Below are 15,817 nucleotides of genomic sequence, written 5' to 3' on the forward strand. Positions count from 1 at the left end.
ATAAATTGCAAGAATTATCAGATTTTTTTATTCCATTTCCCTTGATTTCCGAACTTGTCGCTCAAAAGCGATTTTGTTACAATAGAAAGAAAGGAGAATTACCATGAGAGACAACCACTTGCATACTCACTACTCCTATGATTCTAAAGCGCGATTTCAAGATTATCTTGAGCATTATAGCGGCGAAATCGTGACGACGGAGCATTTTGATTTGTCCAATCCCTATAGCAAGCAGGATGATATTCCTGATTATGAGGCCTATTCCCAAGAAATTGCTGTGCTTAATGAAGACTATGGTAAGCGCATCAAGAAAGGCATTGAAATCGGCTATTTCCAACCGCGGGAAACCGATATTCTAGCCTACTTAGCAGACAAAGACTTCGACCTCAAATTATTATCCGTCCATCACAACGGAGTTAACGATTATCTAGACGAAGAAGTGGCAGATATGGACAAGATGGCGGTCATGACCGATTATTTGGACCGCTTGGAATATGCCGTTGGACGGGTTCCAGCTGACGTCTTGGCGCATTTTGACTACGGTTTCCGCCTCTTTGATGTGACTGTTCAAGAACTAGAGACTTTTGAGCCCCAGCTCATCCGCATTTTCAAGAAAATGATAGCGCATGATTTAGCCTTTGAACTCAATGCCAAGAGCATCTACCTCTATCACCACGAAGAACTGTACCGTTATGCTCTTCAATTGGTCAAAGAACTAGGTTGCCACCGCTATTCACTCGGCTCCGACGGTCATGTCTTGGAACATTTTCAACTGGGCTTCGAGAAGATGCTGCAGATGCTAGAAGACTACGGAATTCCAGAAGAAGAGATTATAAATTTATAATTATTGGCAAACCTCGGCTGAAAAAGAGCCTGTCTCAATCATATATAGAATAAAAAGCGATCAAGATTAGATTTTCTGACTATCAGAATACTAACTTGTTCGCTTTTTGAATTTTAATGATTGCTAGATAGGATTCCCTATTTTAAGAATCCTTGGTGGGAGGACCAATGCAAAAAGTAGCCCTAAAGCTACTTTGTATGTGTTGTATACTCTATTATAATGTGGACTCGCTACCACAAGTCCTTATTTCCAACTTCAGTTGGAGAGAGTTTCTACGAAACTCCTAACTACATATCGTTTTCTTACAGAAAACGACGAGCGTGGAAGGAATGGAATTGTTATAAGATTACAAAGAAGAGCGACTGCCGTCGCTCTCTATTTCCAACGAGCGTTGGCATTTGTGTGCTCCAAATAGCTTCTTAGCTATGTGGAGCTACACAAATTAGCCAACGCTCCCCTCCATCTCATAGGCAATCAGTCTGTTGAGTTCGACTGCGTATTCCATTGGGAGTTCTTTGGTGAATGGTTCGACAAAGCCCATGACAATCATTTCGGTGGCTTCGGATTCGGAGAGGCCGCGGCTCATGAGGTAATAGAGTTGCTCCTCTGAGATTTTTGAGACTTTGGCTTCATGCTCCAATGCGACTTGTGAGTTGTGGATTTCGTTGAACGGGATAGTGTCCGACTTGGAAATGTCGTCCATGATGATGGTATCACACTCGATGTGGCTGATAGATTTTGCCGAGTTTTTGGCAAATGTGACCTGACCGCGATAGTTAACCTCACCGCCACCGCGGGCGATGGATTTAGACACGATAGATGATGAAGTCCGTGGAGCATTATGAATCATCTTGGCACCCGTGTCTTGGACCTGACCCTTGTTGGCAAAGGCAATGGACAACATAGTACCACGCGCACCTTCGCCTTCCAGATAAACGGCCGGATATTTCATGGTCGTCTTGGCACCGAGGTTTCCGTCAATCCACTCGACCGTAGCATTTTTCTCTGCACGAGCACGCTTGGTTACGAGGTTATAGACATTGTCAGACCAGTTCTGGATGGTCGTGTAGCGCATGTAGGCACCTTCATGGGCAATGATTTCCACGATGGCAGCGTGCAGGCTAGCCGTCGAATAGGTCGGCGCTGTACAGCCTTCGACGTAGTGAACACTTGCTCCTTCATCCACGATGATGAGAGTGCGTTCGAACTGCCCTGTTCCTTCATTGTTGATACGGAAGTAGGTTTGGAGTGGAATATCCAGCTTGACACCTTTTGGTACATAGATGAAGGTGCCACCTGACCAAACCGCTGAGTTGAGGGCAGCTAGTTTATTGTCTGACGGCGGAACAAGTTTTCCAAAGTATTTTTTGAAGAGTTCTGGGTGTTCCTTGAGAGCCGTGTCAGTATCTGTAAAGATAATACCGTGCTTGTCGTACTCTTCCTTCATGTTGTGGTAAACCACTTCTGATTCGTACTGGGCAGAAGCACCTGCCAGGTAAGCACGCTCAGCTTCTGGGATACCGATGCGTTCAAAGGTTTCCTTGATTTTGTCTGGTACATCATCCCAGCTACGTGCTGGCTTATCCGACGGCTTTTGATAATAAACAATATCATCAAAATCCAGTTCAGACAAGTCGGCTCCCCAAGTCTGCATCGGCATTTTCTTGAAGGTTTCATAGGATTTCAAACGGAATTCCAACATCCATTCTGGCTCGCCTTTGATACGGGACATTTCACGAATCACTTCTTCGCTCAATCCCTTACCAGTCGAAGCCACCAGTTCCACGTTTTCATCATGGAAACCGAATTTATATTCCCCAAGATCAATCGGGGTTGGTTCAATTCTTTCTTCTGACATAATTAAGATACTCAGCCCTATAAATCTTGGGCCTGTTCAATTCCAATCAAAAACTGAACAATCCTTTCTATATGATTTTCATTTTTAGAGTTTGTATTGATGCTTATTCAGCACTCTCACTTCGTTCCAGTGCTTTCTTCAAGACACTAAACTTGGTTGGAATTAAAGTTCCTAACCAAGTAACGCAAGATTCTAATCAACCTTGCTAAGTGGCTTACTAATTCGCAAATTTTGATAATATCGACCAAAATCGCTCATGTCGCAGTTGCCCTTCATTCAGCACTGACACTTCGTTCCAGTGCTTTCTTCAGGGCATTCCACGGTAATGTAGCACATTTAATTCGCTGTGGGAATTTGGCAACACCCGCTAGAAGCGCAGCATCTCCCAATTCTTTTTGCTTGTCGTTTTGCTGACCTTGGACCATTTGAGAAAAGACTTCCGCCAGTTCTTGGGCTTGGTCCAGACTCTTTCCGAGAACGGCCTCTGTCATCATAGAGGCCGAGGCTGTGGAAATGGTACAGCCGACACCATCAAATGCAATGTCTGTGATGACATTATCCTCGATTTTGACAGACAATTCAATGACATCGCCGCAGGTGGGATTGTGCAATTCAAGCTTTTCGACTCCTGAGAGGCTACCATGATGGCGAGGAGATTTGGAATGCTCTGACACAACGGCCATATAGAGCGAGTCTAACCTAGATAGGGCCATTGAAAAACTCCTTTGTTTTGAGCAAGGCATCGACCAGCTTGTCGCAGTCAGCCTTGGTATTGTAAATATAGAAACTTGCCCGAACAGTCGCCGGCACTTGCAGATAACTGAGAAGCGGTTGGGCACAATGATGACCTGCTCGAACAGCAACGCCTTCATAATCCAAGGCGGTCGCCACATCGTGTGGGTGCAAATCATCCAGATTAAAGGCAATCAAACCTGTCCGCTTACTGACGTCCTGGCTACCGTAAATGGTCAAGCCGGGAATGGCCTGCAATTTTGGCCAGATGTAAGCAATCAATTCTTCCTCGTGCTGCTGGACATGCTCCATGCCGATGTCATTTAAGTAATCAATGGCAGCTGCAAGTCCGATAGCACCCGCAATATTCGGTGTCCCCGCTTCGAATTTCCAAGGCAGTTCCTTCCAAGTTGCAGATTGTTCATAGACAAATTCAATCATTTCACCCCCGAATTCAACAGGAGACATTTGTTCTAGCAGTTCTTGTCTGCCATAGAGGACGCCAATACCGGTTGGTCCCAACATCTTGTGCCCTGAGAAGGCAAAGAAATCTACGTCCAAATCCTGCACATCAATAGCCATATGCGGAGTTGATTGGGCACCGTCCACTACCAAGTAGGCACCGACCGCGTGCACCAGCTCTGCTATTTCCTTAATGGGCGCAACTGAGCCCAACACATTGGAAATATGGGCTAGAGAGACAAACTTGGTCTTTTCAGACAGGACTTCCTTCAGGACGTCCATGTCGAGCTCGCCATTTTTCAAGGTAACATAGCGGAGCTTGGCCCCTGTTTTCTGGCAGGCCTGCTGCCAAGGAATGATATTGGAATGGTGCTCCTGAACCGAAATGATGACCTCGTCGTCTGCTTGGAGAAGATCTCTAGCAAACTGAGCCACCCAATTGATCCCCGTCGTCGTTCCTCGGGTAAAGAGGATTTCCTTGCTAGACTTGGCACGGATAAAATCAGCTACCGTCTGGCGCGCCGCCTCATAACGGGCCGTCGAGCGCTCAGATAAGGTATGCACTCCGCGGTGGACATTGGCATTGTCCTTCTGGTAATAGTCTGCCAAGACATCCAATACCTGCTGCGGCTTTTGCGTCGTTGCGGCATTATCCAGATAAACCAGTGGCTCATCATTAACAATTTGGTCTAAAATGGGAAAATCTAATTTACACTCTTCTAACATGACTATCCCTCACTTCCTTATCCTTTTTCAAAGCGAAAAACTCCCTGTGGAAATTGTTCCAGCATATCCTGATCCCCTTTCCCTTCCAAAAACATCACTTTATGGAAGGCATTGAAGTATTCAACAATGCGAAAATCGCATCGATTGATATAGAAATGGATATTGCATTGGTCATAGTAAGGTGTGATGGTTTGCCAAACCTTGACCTGTGGAAAGGTCGCTTCCACCGCTTGCCAGGCCGCAAATCCAATACCTCGGCCATGGACTTCTGGTGAAGTAAACAGGGTTTCTAGTTCTCCCTGTTCACCATCTAAGATGAGAACAAGGCCGACTGCTCGCTGATTTTCCAGTACTATCCAGTAGGCTTGTCCATGTTCCAAAGACATGAGAACCGTTTCACGCGCTATGACCTGGCCTTCCTCCTCGAAGAAGGTATGGCCTTCTCCAAATTCTTCCAAAGCTCCGAAGTTAAACGATACTTGATTTACCAGGATAAACGCATCCCAATCCGACTTGGCAAGGAGTTCTAATGTAACTTGAATCTTTCCTTGTTTCATCTTAGCGTTTTGACAAGCTATCTTCAATCACAGCAATCATCTGGTCGCGGACTTCCTTGACTGGGATTTCTGTGATAACAGCTCCCAAGAACCCACGGATGACCAGACGCTCGGCTGTCGCGCGATCCAAACCACGGCTCATGAGATAATACATATCCTCTGGGTCCACCTGACCGATAGAAGCTGCGTGACCGGCCGTGACTTCATTCTCATCAATGAGAAGGATTGGGTTAGCGTCGGAACGCGCCTTGTCAGACAGCATAAGGACGCGGCTTTCCTGCTGGGCATCTGCTCCCTTGGCACCACGAATAATGTGTCCAATGCCGTTGAAGGTAAGAGTACCACTTTCCAAAATAACCCCGTGTTGCAGGATATGACCGACCGAATTATTGCCGTAGTTAGTCACGCGGGTATCGACACCCTGAACCTGACGGCCAGCTGACAGGCCGACCACCTTGAGATTAGCATGGCTACCATTTCCCTTGAGGTCTGCATCCAAGTCAGCAACGACATTTCCTTTGTTAAGGAGGCCAATGGCCCAGTCCACGCTGGCATCCTTGCCAATGGTCGCACGGCGAGTCAAATAGGTATCCAGGTGCTGCCCCAAGCGGTCAATGGCTGAGAACTTAATCTGGCTTCCTGCCTGGGCAATCACTTCGACCACAATGTTGGCAGAGGTTTTCACCGCGTCGTCACCAAGGCTCTCAAATCGTTCTAAATAATTGAGCTTGGTGTTCTTGCCTGCGATAATCAGTACGCGCTTGTTAAAAGCCACGCCACTTGTCGCGTCTTGGTAGAAAATACCTTCGACAGGCTGGTCAATTTCAACATTATCCGGAATGTAAAGAACGGCTGTCGAGTTGAAATAGGCTGTATTGTAGGCAGCCAATTTGTGCTCGTCGTAGGCTACTGCTGAGCCCAAGTATTTCTCGATGACATCCGGAATGACTTCCAAAGCCGAAGTGAAGTCTGTAAAGACTACTCCTTTTTCGACAAGGTCTGCTGGTAATTGTTCCAAAAGCGTCTGGCTACCGACTTGCACCAGCATAGGATTGTCACCTAGAGTTGTGAAATCCGGTACGTTTCCTACTGCATCGTTGATGGCTAAACTGCCGTCACCCAAATTCCAACGGTGAAATTTTACCCGCTCGATAACTGGCAAGTCCAGCTCTGCTATTTTCCCAAAAGCCGACAAACGTAGGTCTGTCAACCATGTTGGCTCGGCCTGTTGGAGTGAAAATTCTTGTATCAATTCTTTGGTCATAGGTTCCTCCAAAGACTTAAATGTCATCTTCTTTGTAGTCGATGCCAAGCTCAGCAGCTACCTTAACATAGCCTTCTTTTTCCAAGCGTTGCGCCAATTCAGGGCCGCCTGACAGGACGACACGACCTTCCATCATGACATGGACCACATCAGGAGTGATATAGTTAAGCAGGCGTTGGTAGTGGGTGATAATCATGGCACCAAAACCTTCGCCACGCATAGCGTTGATGCCTTTTGATACGACCTTGAGGGCGTCAATATCCAAACCTGAGTCAATTTCGTCCAGAAGGGCAAAAGTTGGCTCCAACATGAGTAATTGCAGGATTTCATTGCGTTTTTTCTCACCACCAGAGAAACCTTCGTTGAGGTAACGCTCAGCCATTTCCTCTTTCATATTGAGGAGCTCCATTTTCTCATCCAACTTGGTGATGAAGTCGCGGACGTTGATTTTGTCCTCGTCTTCCTTGCCAGCATTCATAGCTGCACGGAGGAATTCTGCATTGGTAATACCCGGAATTTCAGATGGGTACTGCATGGCCAAGAAAAGCCCCATACGAGCGCGCTCATCCACTTCCAATTCCAAGATATTGACACCATCAAAGAGGACTTCCCCTTGCGTCACTTCGTAGCTTGGATTGCCCATGATGGCTGCTGAAAGGGTTGATTTACCGGTACCGTTTGGTCCCATGATGGCTGCAATTTCACCTGTTTTGAGGGTCAAATTTACACCCTTGAGGATTTCTTTGCCTTCAATTTCCACATGAAGGTCTTTGATTTCTAATACTGACATGGTATGCTCCTTTATTTTTCTGTCCTGTCCCTTATACATGCTGAGAAAAACTGCCCTAGCAGCCCCCCTTGACGCATTTAAAATCTCATTGTCTGGAAATTTTAATGAACAGTATCTATCCTAGTATATCAAAAAAAGAGCCAATCGGCTCTTTCCATGTTCCTAGACTTAATCTTTCTTCTGATTTCTCCGAATAATTCGTTTTTCTTTCCAGTCAGCCACCCGTTCCTGTCGATAACCACTGTTGCCAATAAAGCGCAGAAGATTGAGGAGGGGTGTTCGATTTTCACCGAAAATACCGATGAGTTCACAAAAGAGAACCAGGCCAAATCCTGCAGATAAAATCAACAATACACCGCCGACACGACTGGATACATTGAACAAGAGGGAAATCAATGAGAATAAAAAGGAAATCCCATAGATAACCAAGACTGTTCCCCGATGGGTCAAGCCCAGGGACAGGAGGCGATGGTGGAGATGCATCCGGTCTGCTTCATAAATTTTCTTGCCCGACAGGGTTCGACGAATAATGGCCACAACCGTATCTGTAATCGGTACTCCCAGAATAATCATAGGCGTCACAACAGCTACTGCGGTCGAATTTTTCAGACCTTGGAGGGACAAAACACCAATCATGAAGCCAATAAAGAGGGCTCCCGTATCACCAAGATAGATAATGGCCGGATTGTAATTATAGGGCAGAAACCCGACAATCGCGACAACCAAGACAAACAAGGTCAAGGTCAAATAAATCTCGCTTTCCACTAGGAAGAAATAGGAAACCAGGCCCATGGTGGTCAGCGAAATAATCGATACCCCTGAAACCAGCCCGTCCAAGCCGTCAATCAAATTAACCGCATTGGTAATGGCTACAATCCAGAGCATGGTGAGGAAAAAGGACAACCAGGTCGGAAACTCAATATAGGGGCCACCAAAAGGCAGTTTAAAGGCATCAAAATGGAAATCCGTGAAGAACCAAATGACCAGGGCCGCAGCTGTTATCCCAAGGAATTTGGGCAAAGGACTGAGCTCCTTGATATCATCCACCAAGCCTGTCACCACCACCATACCACTCGCCAGAACCAAGGGAAGAACGTAGTCAAAATAGGTTCCCTTATGGCTCACATAGGTAACGATTTGCGGTAGAAAGAAGAGAACCGCAGCCGAAAAGGTGATAAAAATAGCTAGGCCACCAGCCGTTGGCATGGGTACCTTATTAATTCTGCGGGCATTTGGATGGTCCACCGCCCCAATTTTAAAAGCCAGAAAACGGATCAGAGGCGTCAGAATGACCGAGGTAATCAAGGTTCCAATCAGGATGAGGACATATTTCAAAGCAAAAGGCATCATGCAAGACTTACCTTCTTCAATTCCTCAACAGCGGCTAGAGGCAACAAGACTTGGCCATGCTCCTGCAGAACAGGACGGGTCACGGTAGAGTCGTCCGTGTACTCCAACATTCTAGACAGGAGGTAATCTGGATAATCTGCGGAACGGTCACTCACATCCAAGAGGACAGTCATAAAGTAGTCATCGTTCATCTTGTAGAGCTCTGATTCTTCAAAATCCACATCGATGGCCTGGGCGAATTGAACCACTTCGTGCAAATGATCAAAGTGCAGAACGTAGTAGATATAGGGCTCTGCCTCTTCTTCAGCCTCTATATCTGCCAGACGCTGTACCGCATCCTTGTCATAGGCGCTCTTATCTTTCAGGTTTTTCTCCAAAGACTGAAGAAAATCCGCCGGCGTCATCTGACTGACCTCATCGAGATTGTCAAAGTCAGCCAAGTCCTCAAAGTTGATGTGCTTATCAATCTCTGACTTGGTCACAAAAATATCGACCTTGTCAGGCTTGGGCGTTACGCGAAAACTGAGCATGCCACTTTCTCGAAATGTCAGGGGCAACTCCAATTCATCTAAAACAGAATAAAAGAATTCCTCCGTCTTCTCATGGGGCATAAGAAAATCCGCAATCTCCATGCCTCTTTCTTCCAAATCATCTAATAGAATAGTGATTTTCAAGGTCGAATCACTAATTTGTTTTACTTTCATACTTACCTCATACATCTGCCTAGATTTTCCAACAAATAGGCCACATTCTCATACAAATCTCTCACCATTATACTAAATTGCCGTCGGAAAAACAAAAGAAAAGCAGGACAGCCTGCTTTTAGGAAATAAACTTCAAGAAAGAATAAACCAATAGAATGGCCCCCAGGATAATCCGATAGTAACCAAACACTGTAAAATCATGTTTCTTCACATAATCTGTCAGCATCCGGATGACAACGACAGAAACAAGATAGGCCGTTACCGATGCGACCAAGAGAATCAAGACCTGTTCAAAGTTGAGCGTATTGCCGTCGATAAAATACTTGACCGCCTTGAGCCCGCTATAGCCAAACATGGTAGGAATGGCTAAGAAGAAGGTAAAGTCAGCTGCCACCGAACGACTGGTCCCAAGAATAATGGCCCCCAAAATTGTCGCCCCAGAACGGCTAGTCCCTGGAATAATGGCCAAAACCTGGAAGAGACCGATAAACAGAGCCGTCTTATAAGGCATGGACGCCAAGTCCGTCACTGTAGGCTGGACTCTCTTATTGCGCTCTTCAATCCAGATAAAGGCAATACCATAGACAATCAAGGCAATGGCGATGGGCACCATAAAGTTGAAGTGGGCCTCAAACCAGCTATCAAAGGGCAGGGCCACCAAGATGGATGGAATACAAGCAATGACAACCTTGGCCCATAGCTGCCAGGTCAACTGAATCTCACGCTTGCTTTTGCCAGGCTGGAAAGGATTAAGGCGATGGAAATAGATGGTCATAACGGCCAAAATCGCCCCCAACTGGATAACAATGTTGAACATCTCCACAAAGCTATTCGACTGGTTGAACTTAATAAATTCCTGGACCAAAATCAAATGACCAGTAGAGGAAACTGGCAACCATTCCGTAATTCCTTCAACAATGCCTAAGAAAATGGCTTTCAATAATTCGATAAACATAGGATACTCCTTTTAAGAACCTGCATTGACCAGCGAGCGATACCATAGGAAAGAGATAACTTGCTCACCAGGGACTTTTTTATAAAAGATACTTTTAATTTTTTAAAACCAATCATGCTCTAGATACTTTAGACATTATACCACGAAAGATGAGAGAAATAAAGAGCCAAATATAGTTTGATGCTATCGCTCAAAGAACATTTATACAATAATTGTGAATAAAAAAGCAATCGTATTGAAATTTTTCAGAATTTTTTATACAATGGTACAATATATTTTATAAGGAGATATTATGAAACATAAACTCAGTATTTTCCTGCTGACCCTACTGGCTGTTTTTTCAGTCACTACAGGCGTTCGTGCAGATGAATACCTGCGTGTCGGGATGGAAGCTGCCTATGCACCTTTCAACTGGACCCAGGAAGACGACAGTAATGGTGCTGCCCCTATCGAAGGGACCAACCAATACGCTAACGGATACGACGTGCAAATCGCCAAAAAAATTGCAGAATCCATGGACAAGGAACTCTTGGTGGTCAAAACCAAGTGGGAAGGTCTGGTTCCAGCATTGACTTCTGGTAAGATTGACATGATCATCGCCGGGATGAGCCCAACAGAAGAGCGCAAGAAAGAAATCGCCTTTTCTGACAGCTACTACACTTCCATTCCGACATTGGTCGTTCGTGCAGATAGTCAATATGCAACAGCCAGCAAACTGGCTGACTTTGCAGGTGCAAAAATCACTGCGCAACAAGGTGTCTACCTCTACGACCTGATTGACCAGATCGAAGGCGCAAACAAGCAGACAGCCATGGGGGATTTCTCGCAAATTCGTCAGGCTCTGGAGGCTGGTATTATTGATGCCTACGTGTCTGAGCGTCCGGAAGGCCGTACCGCTGAGGCTGCTAATAAGGCTTTCAAGATGGTCGAGCTTTCAGAAGGTTTTGAAACCAATGCCGAGGACGTGACCATTGCAGTCGGTATGCGTAAGGATGATGCACGAATTGCACAGGTCAACCAAGTCCTTGCGACCATTTCTGAAGACGACCAAGTTGCATTGATGGACAATATGATTGAAAATCAGCCGGTCGAAGAAGCAACCGACGCGCAACCAAGCTTCTTTACACAGGTCTGGAATATCATCGTCAACAACTGGCAACAACTCCTACGCGGAACTGGTATGACCCTCTTGATTTCCATCTTGGGTACCATCATCGGTACGCTGATTGGTCTTTTGATTGGTGTCTTCCGCACTGCTCCAAAAGCTGAAAACAAGGTCGCTGCTATGGGACAAAAAGTTCTCGGTTGGCTGATTAATATCTACATCGAGGTATTCCGTGGTACCCCAATGATTGTACAATCTATGGTTATCTACTACGGTACCGCCCAGGCCTTTGGGCTTAACCTAGACCGCACTCTGGCAGCTATTTTCATCGTTTCTATCAACACTGGTGCCTACATGAGTGAGATTGTCCGCGGTGGTATCTTCGCTGTTGACAAGGGGCAATTTGAAGCAGCAACTGCGCTTGGATTTACCCACAACCAAACCATGCGTAAGATTGTCTTGCCACAGGTTATCCGCAACATTCTCCCAGCTACTGGTAACGAATTTGTCATCAATATCAAGGATACATCTGTCCTCAACGTTATCTCTGTGGTTGAGCTTTATTTTTCAGGAAATACTGTCGCGACCCAGACTTACCAATATTTCCAAACCTTTACTGTGATTGCCATTATCTACTTCATCTTGACCTTCACTGTAACCCGCATCCTGCGTTCTGTCGAAAAACGTTTCGATATGGACAATTACACGACAGGTGCCAACCAAATGCAAATCGAGGAGGTTCCACATGTCTAATACCATCCTGGAAATCAAGAATCTGAAAAAATCCTACGGTCAAAACCAAGTCCTCAAGGACATTTCAGTAACCGTTGAAAAAGGCGAGGTTATCTCCATTATCGGCTCTTCCGGTTCTGGAAAATCAACCTTCCTCCGTTCTATCAACCTCTTGGAAACACCGACGGAAGGCACCATCCTCTACCACGGTCAAGACGTTTTGGTCAAGGGCTATGACCTGACCACCTACCGTGAGAAATTAGGCATGGTTTTCCAATCCTTTAATCTCTTCAACAACCTCAATGTTTTGGAAAATGCTATCGTGGCCCAAACGACCGTTCTCAAACGTGACCGCGCTGAAGCAGAGAAAATTGCCAAAGCCAACCTCAACAAGGTCGGCATGACTGAGCAATACTGGGCCGCTAAACCAAGCCAGCTCTCTGGTGGACAAAAGCAACGGGTAGCCATTGCACGCGCCCTGTCAGTCGATCCAGAAGTTATTCTCTTCGACGAACCAACTTCTGCCCTTGACCCAGAAATGGTGGGTGAAGTTCTCAAAACCATGAAAGAATTGGCCGAGTCTGGCTTGACCATGGTCATCGTGACCCACGAAATGGAATTTGCCCGCGACGTTTCAGACCGTGTCATCTTCATGGACAAGGGCGTCATCGCCGAAGAAGGCACACCTCAACAAATCTTCGAAAATCCAAAAGAAGAGCGAACCAAAGAATTCTTGAAACGTTTCCTCGGTTAAACCTTTATACCAGCTCTAGCTGGTATTTTTTTTTTGGGCTCTATACACTTCAAAAGCAAACCAGGCCCCTGTTGCCACAGAATGAAGCCTGGGAGTCACTGCCTTCAGGACACATCTTGTTGGCCCCCTTTTTCCATCCTACTCTATTCCCCCGATTGCGGTGTTATACTCAACTAAAATCAAAAAGAAAAGGCGCTAGGACTGAGGCAACAGTTCTAGCACCTAAACTTTAAAAATTTCAATTACAGTATAGTACAGGTAGTGATTTTTTGCACTTTTTTACTGTTTTCCAAATAGAAAAGAGAGGCATAGACCTCTCTTTCTTGTTTTTCTAGGTAAGTTTACCTAGATTAGTTTTCAAATTTTTTGTGGTTTTTGTCGTAAAAATCAATCAAGCCCAAAGCTGTCGCGAATGAGATGTTGTCGATTTTTGCACGTCCTTGTGCAAGAGCGATAACTGACATTTCACGAGCGTTGGTCTCTTTACTGATACGGTAACCAGTGATTTTCTTTTCACGTACCCAGTTTACAACTGCGGCAACTTTTTCGTAACTAGTCATGAGAAACCCCTTTCCTTTTTATTCGTGCAATTAAGTATAATACAGCTATGCTCATTTTGTCAAGTAAAGTATTCGGTTTTTACCAATTATTTGACAGAAAGAGCTGACAATATTTGAGTGCGAATGTCTTCAACACCCTCCGGATTGCCCGGTAAGAAGATTGTATTATTACCTCCTTGTGCAAAATTATTTAAGGTATCCAAGTATTGGTTGGTCAACAAGATAGACATAATCTGCTCTTCTGACATGCTGACGTTGGAATCTTTCAATTCACGTATAGAATCTGCCAAACCGTCAACAATAGCCTTACGCTGTTGGGCAATACCCACACCGTGCAGGCGGTCTTTTTCAGCTTCTGCCTCTGCAGCAGTGACAATTTTTATCTTGTCTGCCTCTGCCAATTCTTGGGCCGCAACCCGTTTCCGCTGGGCTGCGTTGATTTCGTTCATGGATTGCTTAACCTCTGCATCTGGCTCAACCTTGGTAATCAGGGTCTTGACAATGACGTAGCCGTAGGTGGACATCTCTTCTGCCACCTGCTTCTGCACTTCCAGGGCGATCTCATCTTTTTTCTCAAACAATTCATCCAGAGTCAATTTAGGCACAGATGAGCGCAGGGCATCCTCAATATAGGACTTGATTTGAGCCTCTGGGTGCATGAGCTTGTAGTAGGCATCTGTGACGTTATTTTCATTGACCCGGTATTGGGTCGCCACATTCATGGTCACAAATACGTTATCCTGGGTCTTTGTCTCAACCACGATTTCACTTTGCAACATCCGAAGCTGAATACGAGCTGCAATGACATCCACACCGAAAGGAATTTTAAAGTTAATCCCTGAGGTAGACGTTTTTTGGTACTTACCAAACCGCTCGACAATAGCCACCGTCTGCTGCTTGACCACATAGAGGCCAGAAATAATCAAAATCAAGGCCAGAAGCAGGACGAATAAGAGAGTAAACATAAACAATATAGGTGCCATAATAACCTCCTAAGCTAACATCTTACACCAACATTTTATAGAGTGAGTCATTTTCGTGCAAATTAATATATTGTGGGTCAAAATCTTCCAAGCGCTGAATAAAGTCCGCATAGTCATTCTTATCGCCCAAAGCAATCCCGATGAGAACTGGACCTGTTCCCTTATTGGCCCGCTTGATATACTCAAACCGTGTAATATCATCATTCGGTCCGAGAATATGGTTTACAAATTCGCGCAGGGCACCCGGCCGTTGGGGGAAATTGACGACGAAATAATGCTTGATTCCCTCGTAAATCAGAGCTCGTTCTTCCATTTCTGGCATGCGGTTGATGTCATTGTTACCACCTGAAATGATACAACAGATGGTCTGCCCCTTGATTTGGTCCTTGACAACCTCAAGTGCAGCAATAGTCGCAGCACCAGCCGGTTCAGCGACAATTCCCAATTTAGAATAAAGGTCCAAAATGGTTTCTGAAATCCAACCTTCATCAACACCAATCAGCTTGTCTACATGTTTACGAGCAACTTCGTAGGTGCTTGCACCGACTTTTTGAACAGCAATTCCGTCCGCAAACTTGTCAATTTCAGCCAGCTTAACAGGTCTTCCCTTATCAAAAGCAGCCTTCATCGAACGTGCTCCGCTAGCCTCAACACCTACAATCTTGATGCCTGGTGCCTGTTCCTTCAAATAAGCCGAAACACCTGCAATCAGACCGCCACCACCAACGGGAACCAAAATCTGATCAAAATCAATCGATTGTTCCTGGGCCTCGTCCAAGATTTCGTAGGCAACAGTCCCCTGACCTGCCTGAACATTATCATCATCAAAGGGATCGATGAAGGTTTTTCCACTTTCCTGGGTATAGTCTTGAGCAGCCTGAGCCGATTCATCAAAGGTATCACCCACCAAGCGAATATCCACAAATTCCCCACCAAAGAACTTGACCTGACCAATCTTCTGCTGCGGCGTTGTAATGGGCATGAAAATTGTAGCAGGAATCTGCATTTCCTGGCAGGTATAGGCTACTCCCTGGGCATGGTTGCCCGCTGAAGCACAGACAACCCCTCGCTCTTTTTCCGCATCCGTCAATTGGGAAATAGCGTAATAAGCCCCTCGAATCTTGAAGGAACGGACCCGCTGCTCGTTTTCCCGTTTGATATAAATATCGGCTCCATAACGCTCTGACAGGTAACGATTATAGTCTAGCGGTGTCTTAACCACCACATTTTTGAGAACAGAATAGGCCTGCTCAATGTTCTTTGCTGAAATCATATTGCACTTATTTCTTTCTATTATAAATATTGTACCAAAAATCCTGAAATAAACATAGGATTTATAATCAAAATTCACAAATATTTTTTATTCGCACATTGTCAAGTCAAGTGCAACAAGTTCATTGATAACTAGAGATCCAGAGGTTAAGCTGTCTGGGCTAGCCCA

Annotated in this window: 15 protein-coding genes; 3 read left to right on the forward strand and 12 right to left on the reverse strand. The window is 45.4% G+C overall.

Annotated features, from left to right (window positions below; all coding sequences use genetic code 11):
- Positions 1-103: 103 nt before the first annotated feature.
- Positions 104-844, forward strand: coding sequence for a PHP domain-containing protein (locus ACHBIE_RS06975; protein ID WP_105137664.1), 741 nt, complete (start codon positions 104-106; stop codon positions 842-844).
- A gap of 442 nt (positions 845-1,286) precedes the next feature.
- Here ACHBIE_RS06975 and sufB read toward each other — a convergent pair whose 3' ends face one another.
- The 9 genes from sufB to ACHBIE_RS07020 form a co-directional block, all read right to left on the reverse strand.
- A complete protein-coding gene (gene sufB, locus ACHBIE_RS06980) occupies positions 1,287-2,702 on the reverse strand; it encodes a Fe-S cluster assembly protein SufB (RefSeq protein WP_024379508.1) in 1,416 nt (471 codons plus the stop codon).
- A gap of 272 nt (positions 2,703-2,974) precedes the next feature.
- Positions 2,975-3,415: a Fe-S cluster assembly sulfur transfer protein SufU gene (gene sufU / locus ACHBIE_RS06985; RefSeq protein ID WP_394733037.1), complete on the reverse strand. Its 441-nt coding sequence runs from the start codon at positions 3,413-3,415 to the stop codon at positions 2,975-2,977.
- The gene (locus ACHBIE_RS06990) at positions 3,402-4,622 is read right to left on the reverse strand and encodes a cysteine desulfurase (protein ID WP_394733038.1); all 1,221 of its coding nucleotides are present in this window, start codon (positions 4,620-4,622) and stop codon (positions 3,402-3,404) included. Before ACHBIE_RS06990 ends, sufU begins: the two co-directional genes overlap by 14 nt.
- A gap of 17 nt (positions 4,623-4,639) precedes the next feature.
- Positions 4,640-5,179 carry a GNAT family N-acetyltransferase gene (locus tag ACHBIE_RS06995; RefSeq protein ID WP_394733039.1) on the reverse strand — a complete coding sequence of 180 codons (540 nt, stop codon included), beginning with the start codon at positions 5,177-5,179 and terminating at the stop codon, positions 4,640-4,642.
- Between the two features lies 1 nt (position 5,180).
- A complete protein-coding gene (gene sufD / locus ACHBIE_RS07000) occupies positions 5,181-6,443 on the reverse strand; it encodes a Fe-S cluster assembly protein SufD (RefSeq protein WP_394733040.1) in 1,263 nt (420 codons plus the stop codon).
- A gap of 16 nt (positions 6,444-6,459) precedes the next feature.
- Positions 6,460-7,233 (reverse strand): Fe-S cluster assembly ATPase SufC, encoded by a 774-nt coding sequence (gene sufC / locus ACHBIE_RS07005; protein WP_105111544.1) that lies wholly within the window; start codon positions 7,231-7,233, stop codon positions 6,460-6,462.
- A 168-nt stretch (positions 7,234-7,401) separates the two neighbouring features.
- On the reverse strand, positions 7,402-8,583 hold the full coding sequence (locus tag ACHBIE_RS07010; protein ID WP_172059647.1) for an undecaprenyl/decaprenyl-phosphate alpha-N-acetylglucosaminyl 1-phosphate transferase: 1,182 nt from the start codon (positions 8,581-8,583) through the stop codon (positions 7,402-7,404).
- A complete protein-coding gene (gene mecA, locus ACHBIE_RS07015) occupies positions 8,580-9,287 on the reverse strand; it encodes an adaptor protein MecA (protein ID WP_105111542.1) in 708 nt (235 codons plus the stop codon). The genes ACHBIE_RS07010 and mecA overlap by 4 nt, the downstream gene beginning before the upstream one ends.
- Before the next feature lie 118 nt (positions 9,288-9,405).
- Positions 9,406-10,242 carry an undecaprenyl-diphosphate phosphatase gene (locus ACHBIE_RS07020; protein ID WP_394733041.1) on the reverse strand — a complete coding sequence of 279 codons (837 nt, stop codon included), beginning with the start codon at positions 10,240-10,242 and terminating at the stop codon, positions 9,406-9,408.
- Between the two features lie 292 nt (positions 10,243-10,534).
- On the opposite strand from ACHBIE_RS07020, the gene ACHBIE_RS07025 reads away from it, so the two are divergent.
- Positions 10,535-12,100 carry an ABC transporter substrate-binding protein/permease gene (locus ACHBIE_RS07025; RefSeq protein ID WP_105122909.1) on the forward strand — a complete coding sequence of 522 codons (1,566 nt, stop codon included), beginning with the start codon at positions 10,535-10,537 and terminating at the stop codon, positions 12,098-12,100.
- Positions 12,093-12,833, forward strand: coding sequence for an amino acid ABC transporter ATP-binding protein (locus tag ACHBIE_RS07030; RefSeq protein ID WP_318830079.1), 741 nt, complete (start codon positions 12,093-12,095; stop codon positions 12,831-12,833). Before ACHBIE_RS07025 ends, ACHBIE_RS07030 begins: the two co-directional genes overlap by 8 nt.
- A gap of 350 nt (positions 12,834-13,183) precedes the next feature.
- On the opposite strand, the gene ACHBIE_RS07035 is transcribed toward ACHBIE_RS07030, so the two are convergent.
- The 3 genes from ACHBIE_RS07035 to ilvA form a co-directional block, all read right to left on the reverse strand.
- On the reverse strand, positions 13,184-13,393 hold the full coding sequence (locus tag ACHBIE_RS07035; RefSeq protein WP_024391394.1) for a hypothetical protein: 210 nt from the start codon (positions 13,391-13,393) through the stop codon (positions 13,184-13,186).
- An 86-nt stretch (positions 13,394-13,479) separates the two neighbouring features.
- Positions 13,480-14,358: an SPFH domain-containing protein gene (locus ACHBIE_RS07040; RefSeq protein ID WP_394719450.1), complete on the reverse strand. Its 879-nt coding sequence runs from the start codon at positions 14,356-14,358 to the stop codon at positions 13,480-13,482.
- A 40-nt stretch (positions 14,359-14,398) separates the two neighbouring features.
- The gene (ilvA, locus tag ACHBIE_RS07045; protein WP_105111537.1) at positions 14,399-15,649 is read right to left on the reverse strand and encodes a threonine ammonia-lyase IlvA; all 1,251 of its coding nucleotides are present in this window, start codon (positions 15,647-15,649) and stop codon (positions 14,399-14,401) included.
- Between the last annotated feature and the right edge of the window lie 168 nt (positions 15,650-15,817).

Source organism: Streptococcus sp. A23, from assembly GCF_043674155.1.
In the GTDB taxonomy this organism is placed as follows: domain Bacteria; phylum Bacillota; class Bacilli; order Lactobacillales; family Streptococcaceae; genus Streptococcus; species Streptococcus suis_V.

Excerpts from the sequence above, each read along its gene's own strand:
- ACHBIE_RS06975 (WP_105137664.1), top strand. The coding sequence starts at position 104 with ATGAGAGACAACCACTTGCATACTCACTACTCCTATGATTCTAAAGCG.
- sufB (WP_024379508.1), bottom strand. The coding sequence starts at position 2,702 with ATGTCAGAAGAAAGAATTGAACCAACCCCGATTGATCTTGGGGAATAT.
- sufU (WP_394733037.1), bottom strand. The coding sequence starts at position 3,415 with ATGGCCCTATCTAGGTTAGACTCGCTCTATATGGCCGTTGTGTCAGAG.
- ACHBIE_RS06990 (WP_394733038.1), bottom strand. The coding sequence starts at position 4,622 with ATGTTAGAAGAGTGTAAATTAGATTTTCCCATTTTAGACCAAATTGTT.
- ACHBIE_RS06995 (WP_394733039.1), bottom strand. The coding sequence starts at position 5,179 with ATGAAACAAGGAAAGATTCAAGTTACATTAGAACTCCTTGCCAAGTCG.
- sufD (WP_394733040.1), bottom strand. The coding sequence starts at position 6,443 with ATGACCAAAGAATTGATACAAGAATTTTCACTCCAACAGGCCGAGCCA.
- sufC (WP_105111544.1), bottom strand. The coding sequence starts at position 7,233 with ATGTCAGTATTAGAAATCAAAGACCTTCATGTGGAAATTGAAGGCAAA.
- ACHBIE_RS07010 (WP_172059647.1), bottom strand. The coding sequence starts at position 8,583 with ATGATGCCTTTTGCTTTGAAATATGTCCTCATCCTGATTGGAACCTTG.
- mecA (WP_105111542.1), bottom strand. The coding sequence starts at position 9,287 with ATGAAAGTAAAACAAATTAGTGATTCGACCTTGAAAATCACTATTCTA.
- ACHBIE_RS07020 (WP_394733041.1), bottom strand. The coding sequence starts at position 10,242 with ATGTTTATCGAATTATTGAAAGCCATTTTCTTAGGCATTGTTGAAGGA.
- ACHBIE_RS07025 (WP_105122909.1), top strand. The coding sequence starts at position 10,535 with ATGAAACATAAACTCAGTATTTTCCTGCTGACCCTACTGGCTGTTTTT.
- ACHBIE_RS07030 (WP_318830079.1), top strand. The coding sequence starts at position 12,093 with ATGTCTAATACCATCCTGGAAATCAAGAATCTGAAAAAATCCTACGGT.
- ACHBIE_RS07035 (WP_024391394.1), bottom strand. The coding sequence starts at position 13,393 with ATGACTAGTTACGAAAAAGTTGCCGCAGTTGTAAACTGGGTACGTGAA.
- ACHBIE_RS07040 (WP_394719450.1), bottom strand. The coding sequence starts at position 14,358 with ATGTTTACTCTCTTATTCGTCCTGCTTCTGGCCTTGATTTTGATTATT.
- ilvA (WP_105111537.1), bottom strand. The coding sequence starts at position 15,649 with ATGATTTCAGCAAAGAACATTGAGCAGGCCTATTCTGTTCTCAAAAAT.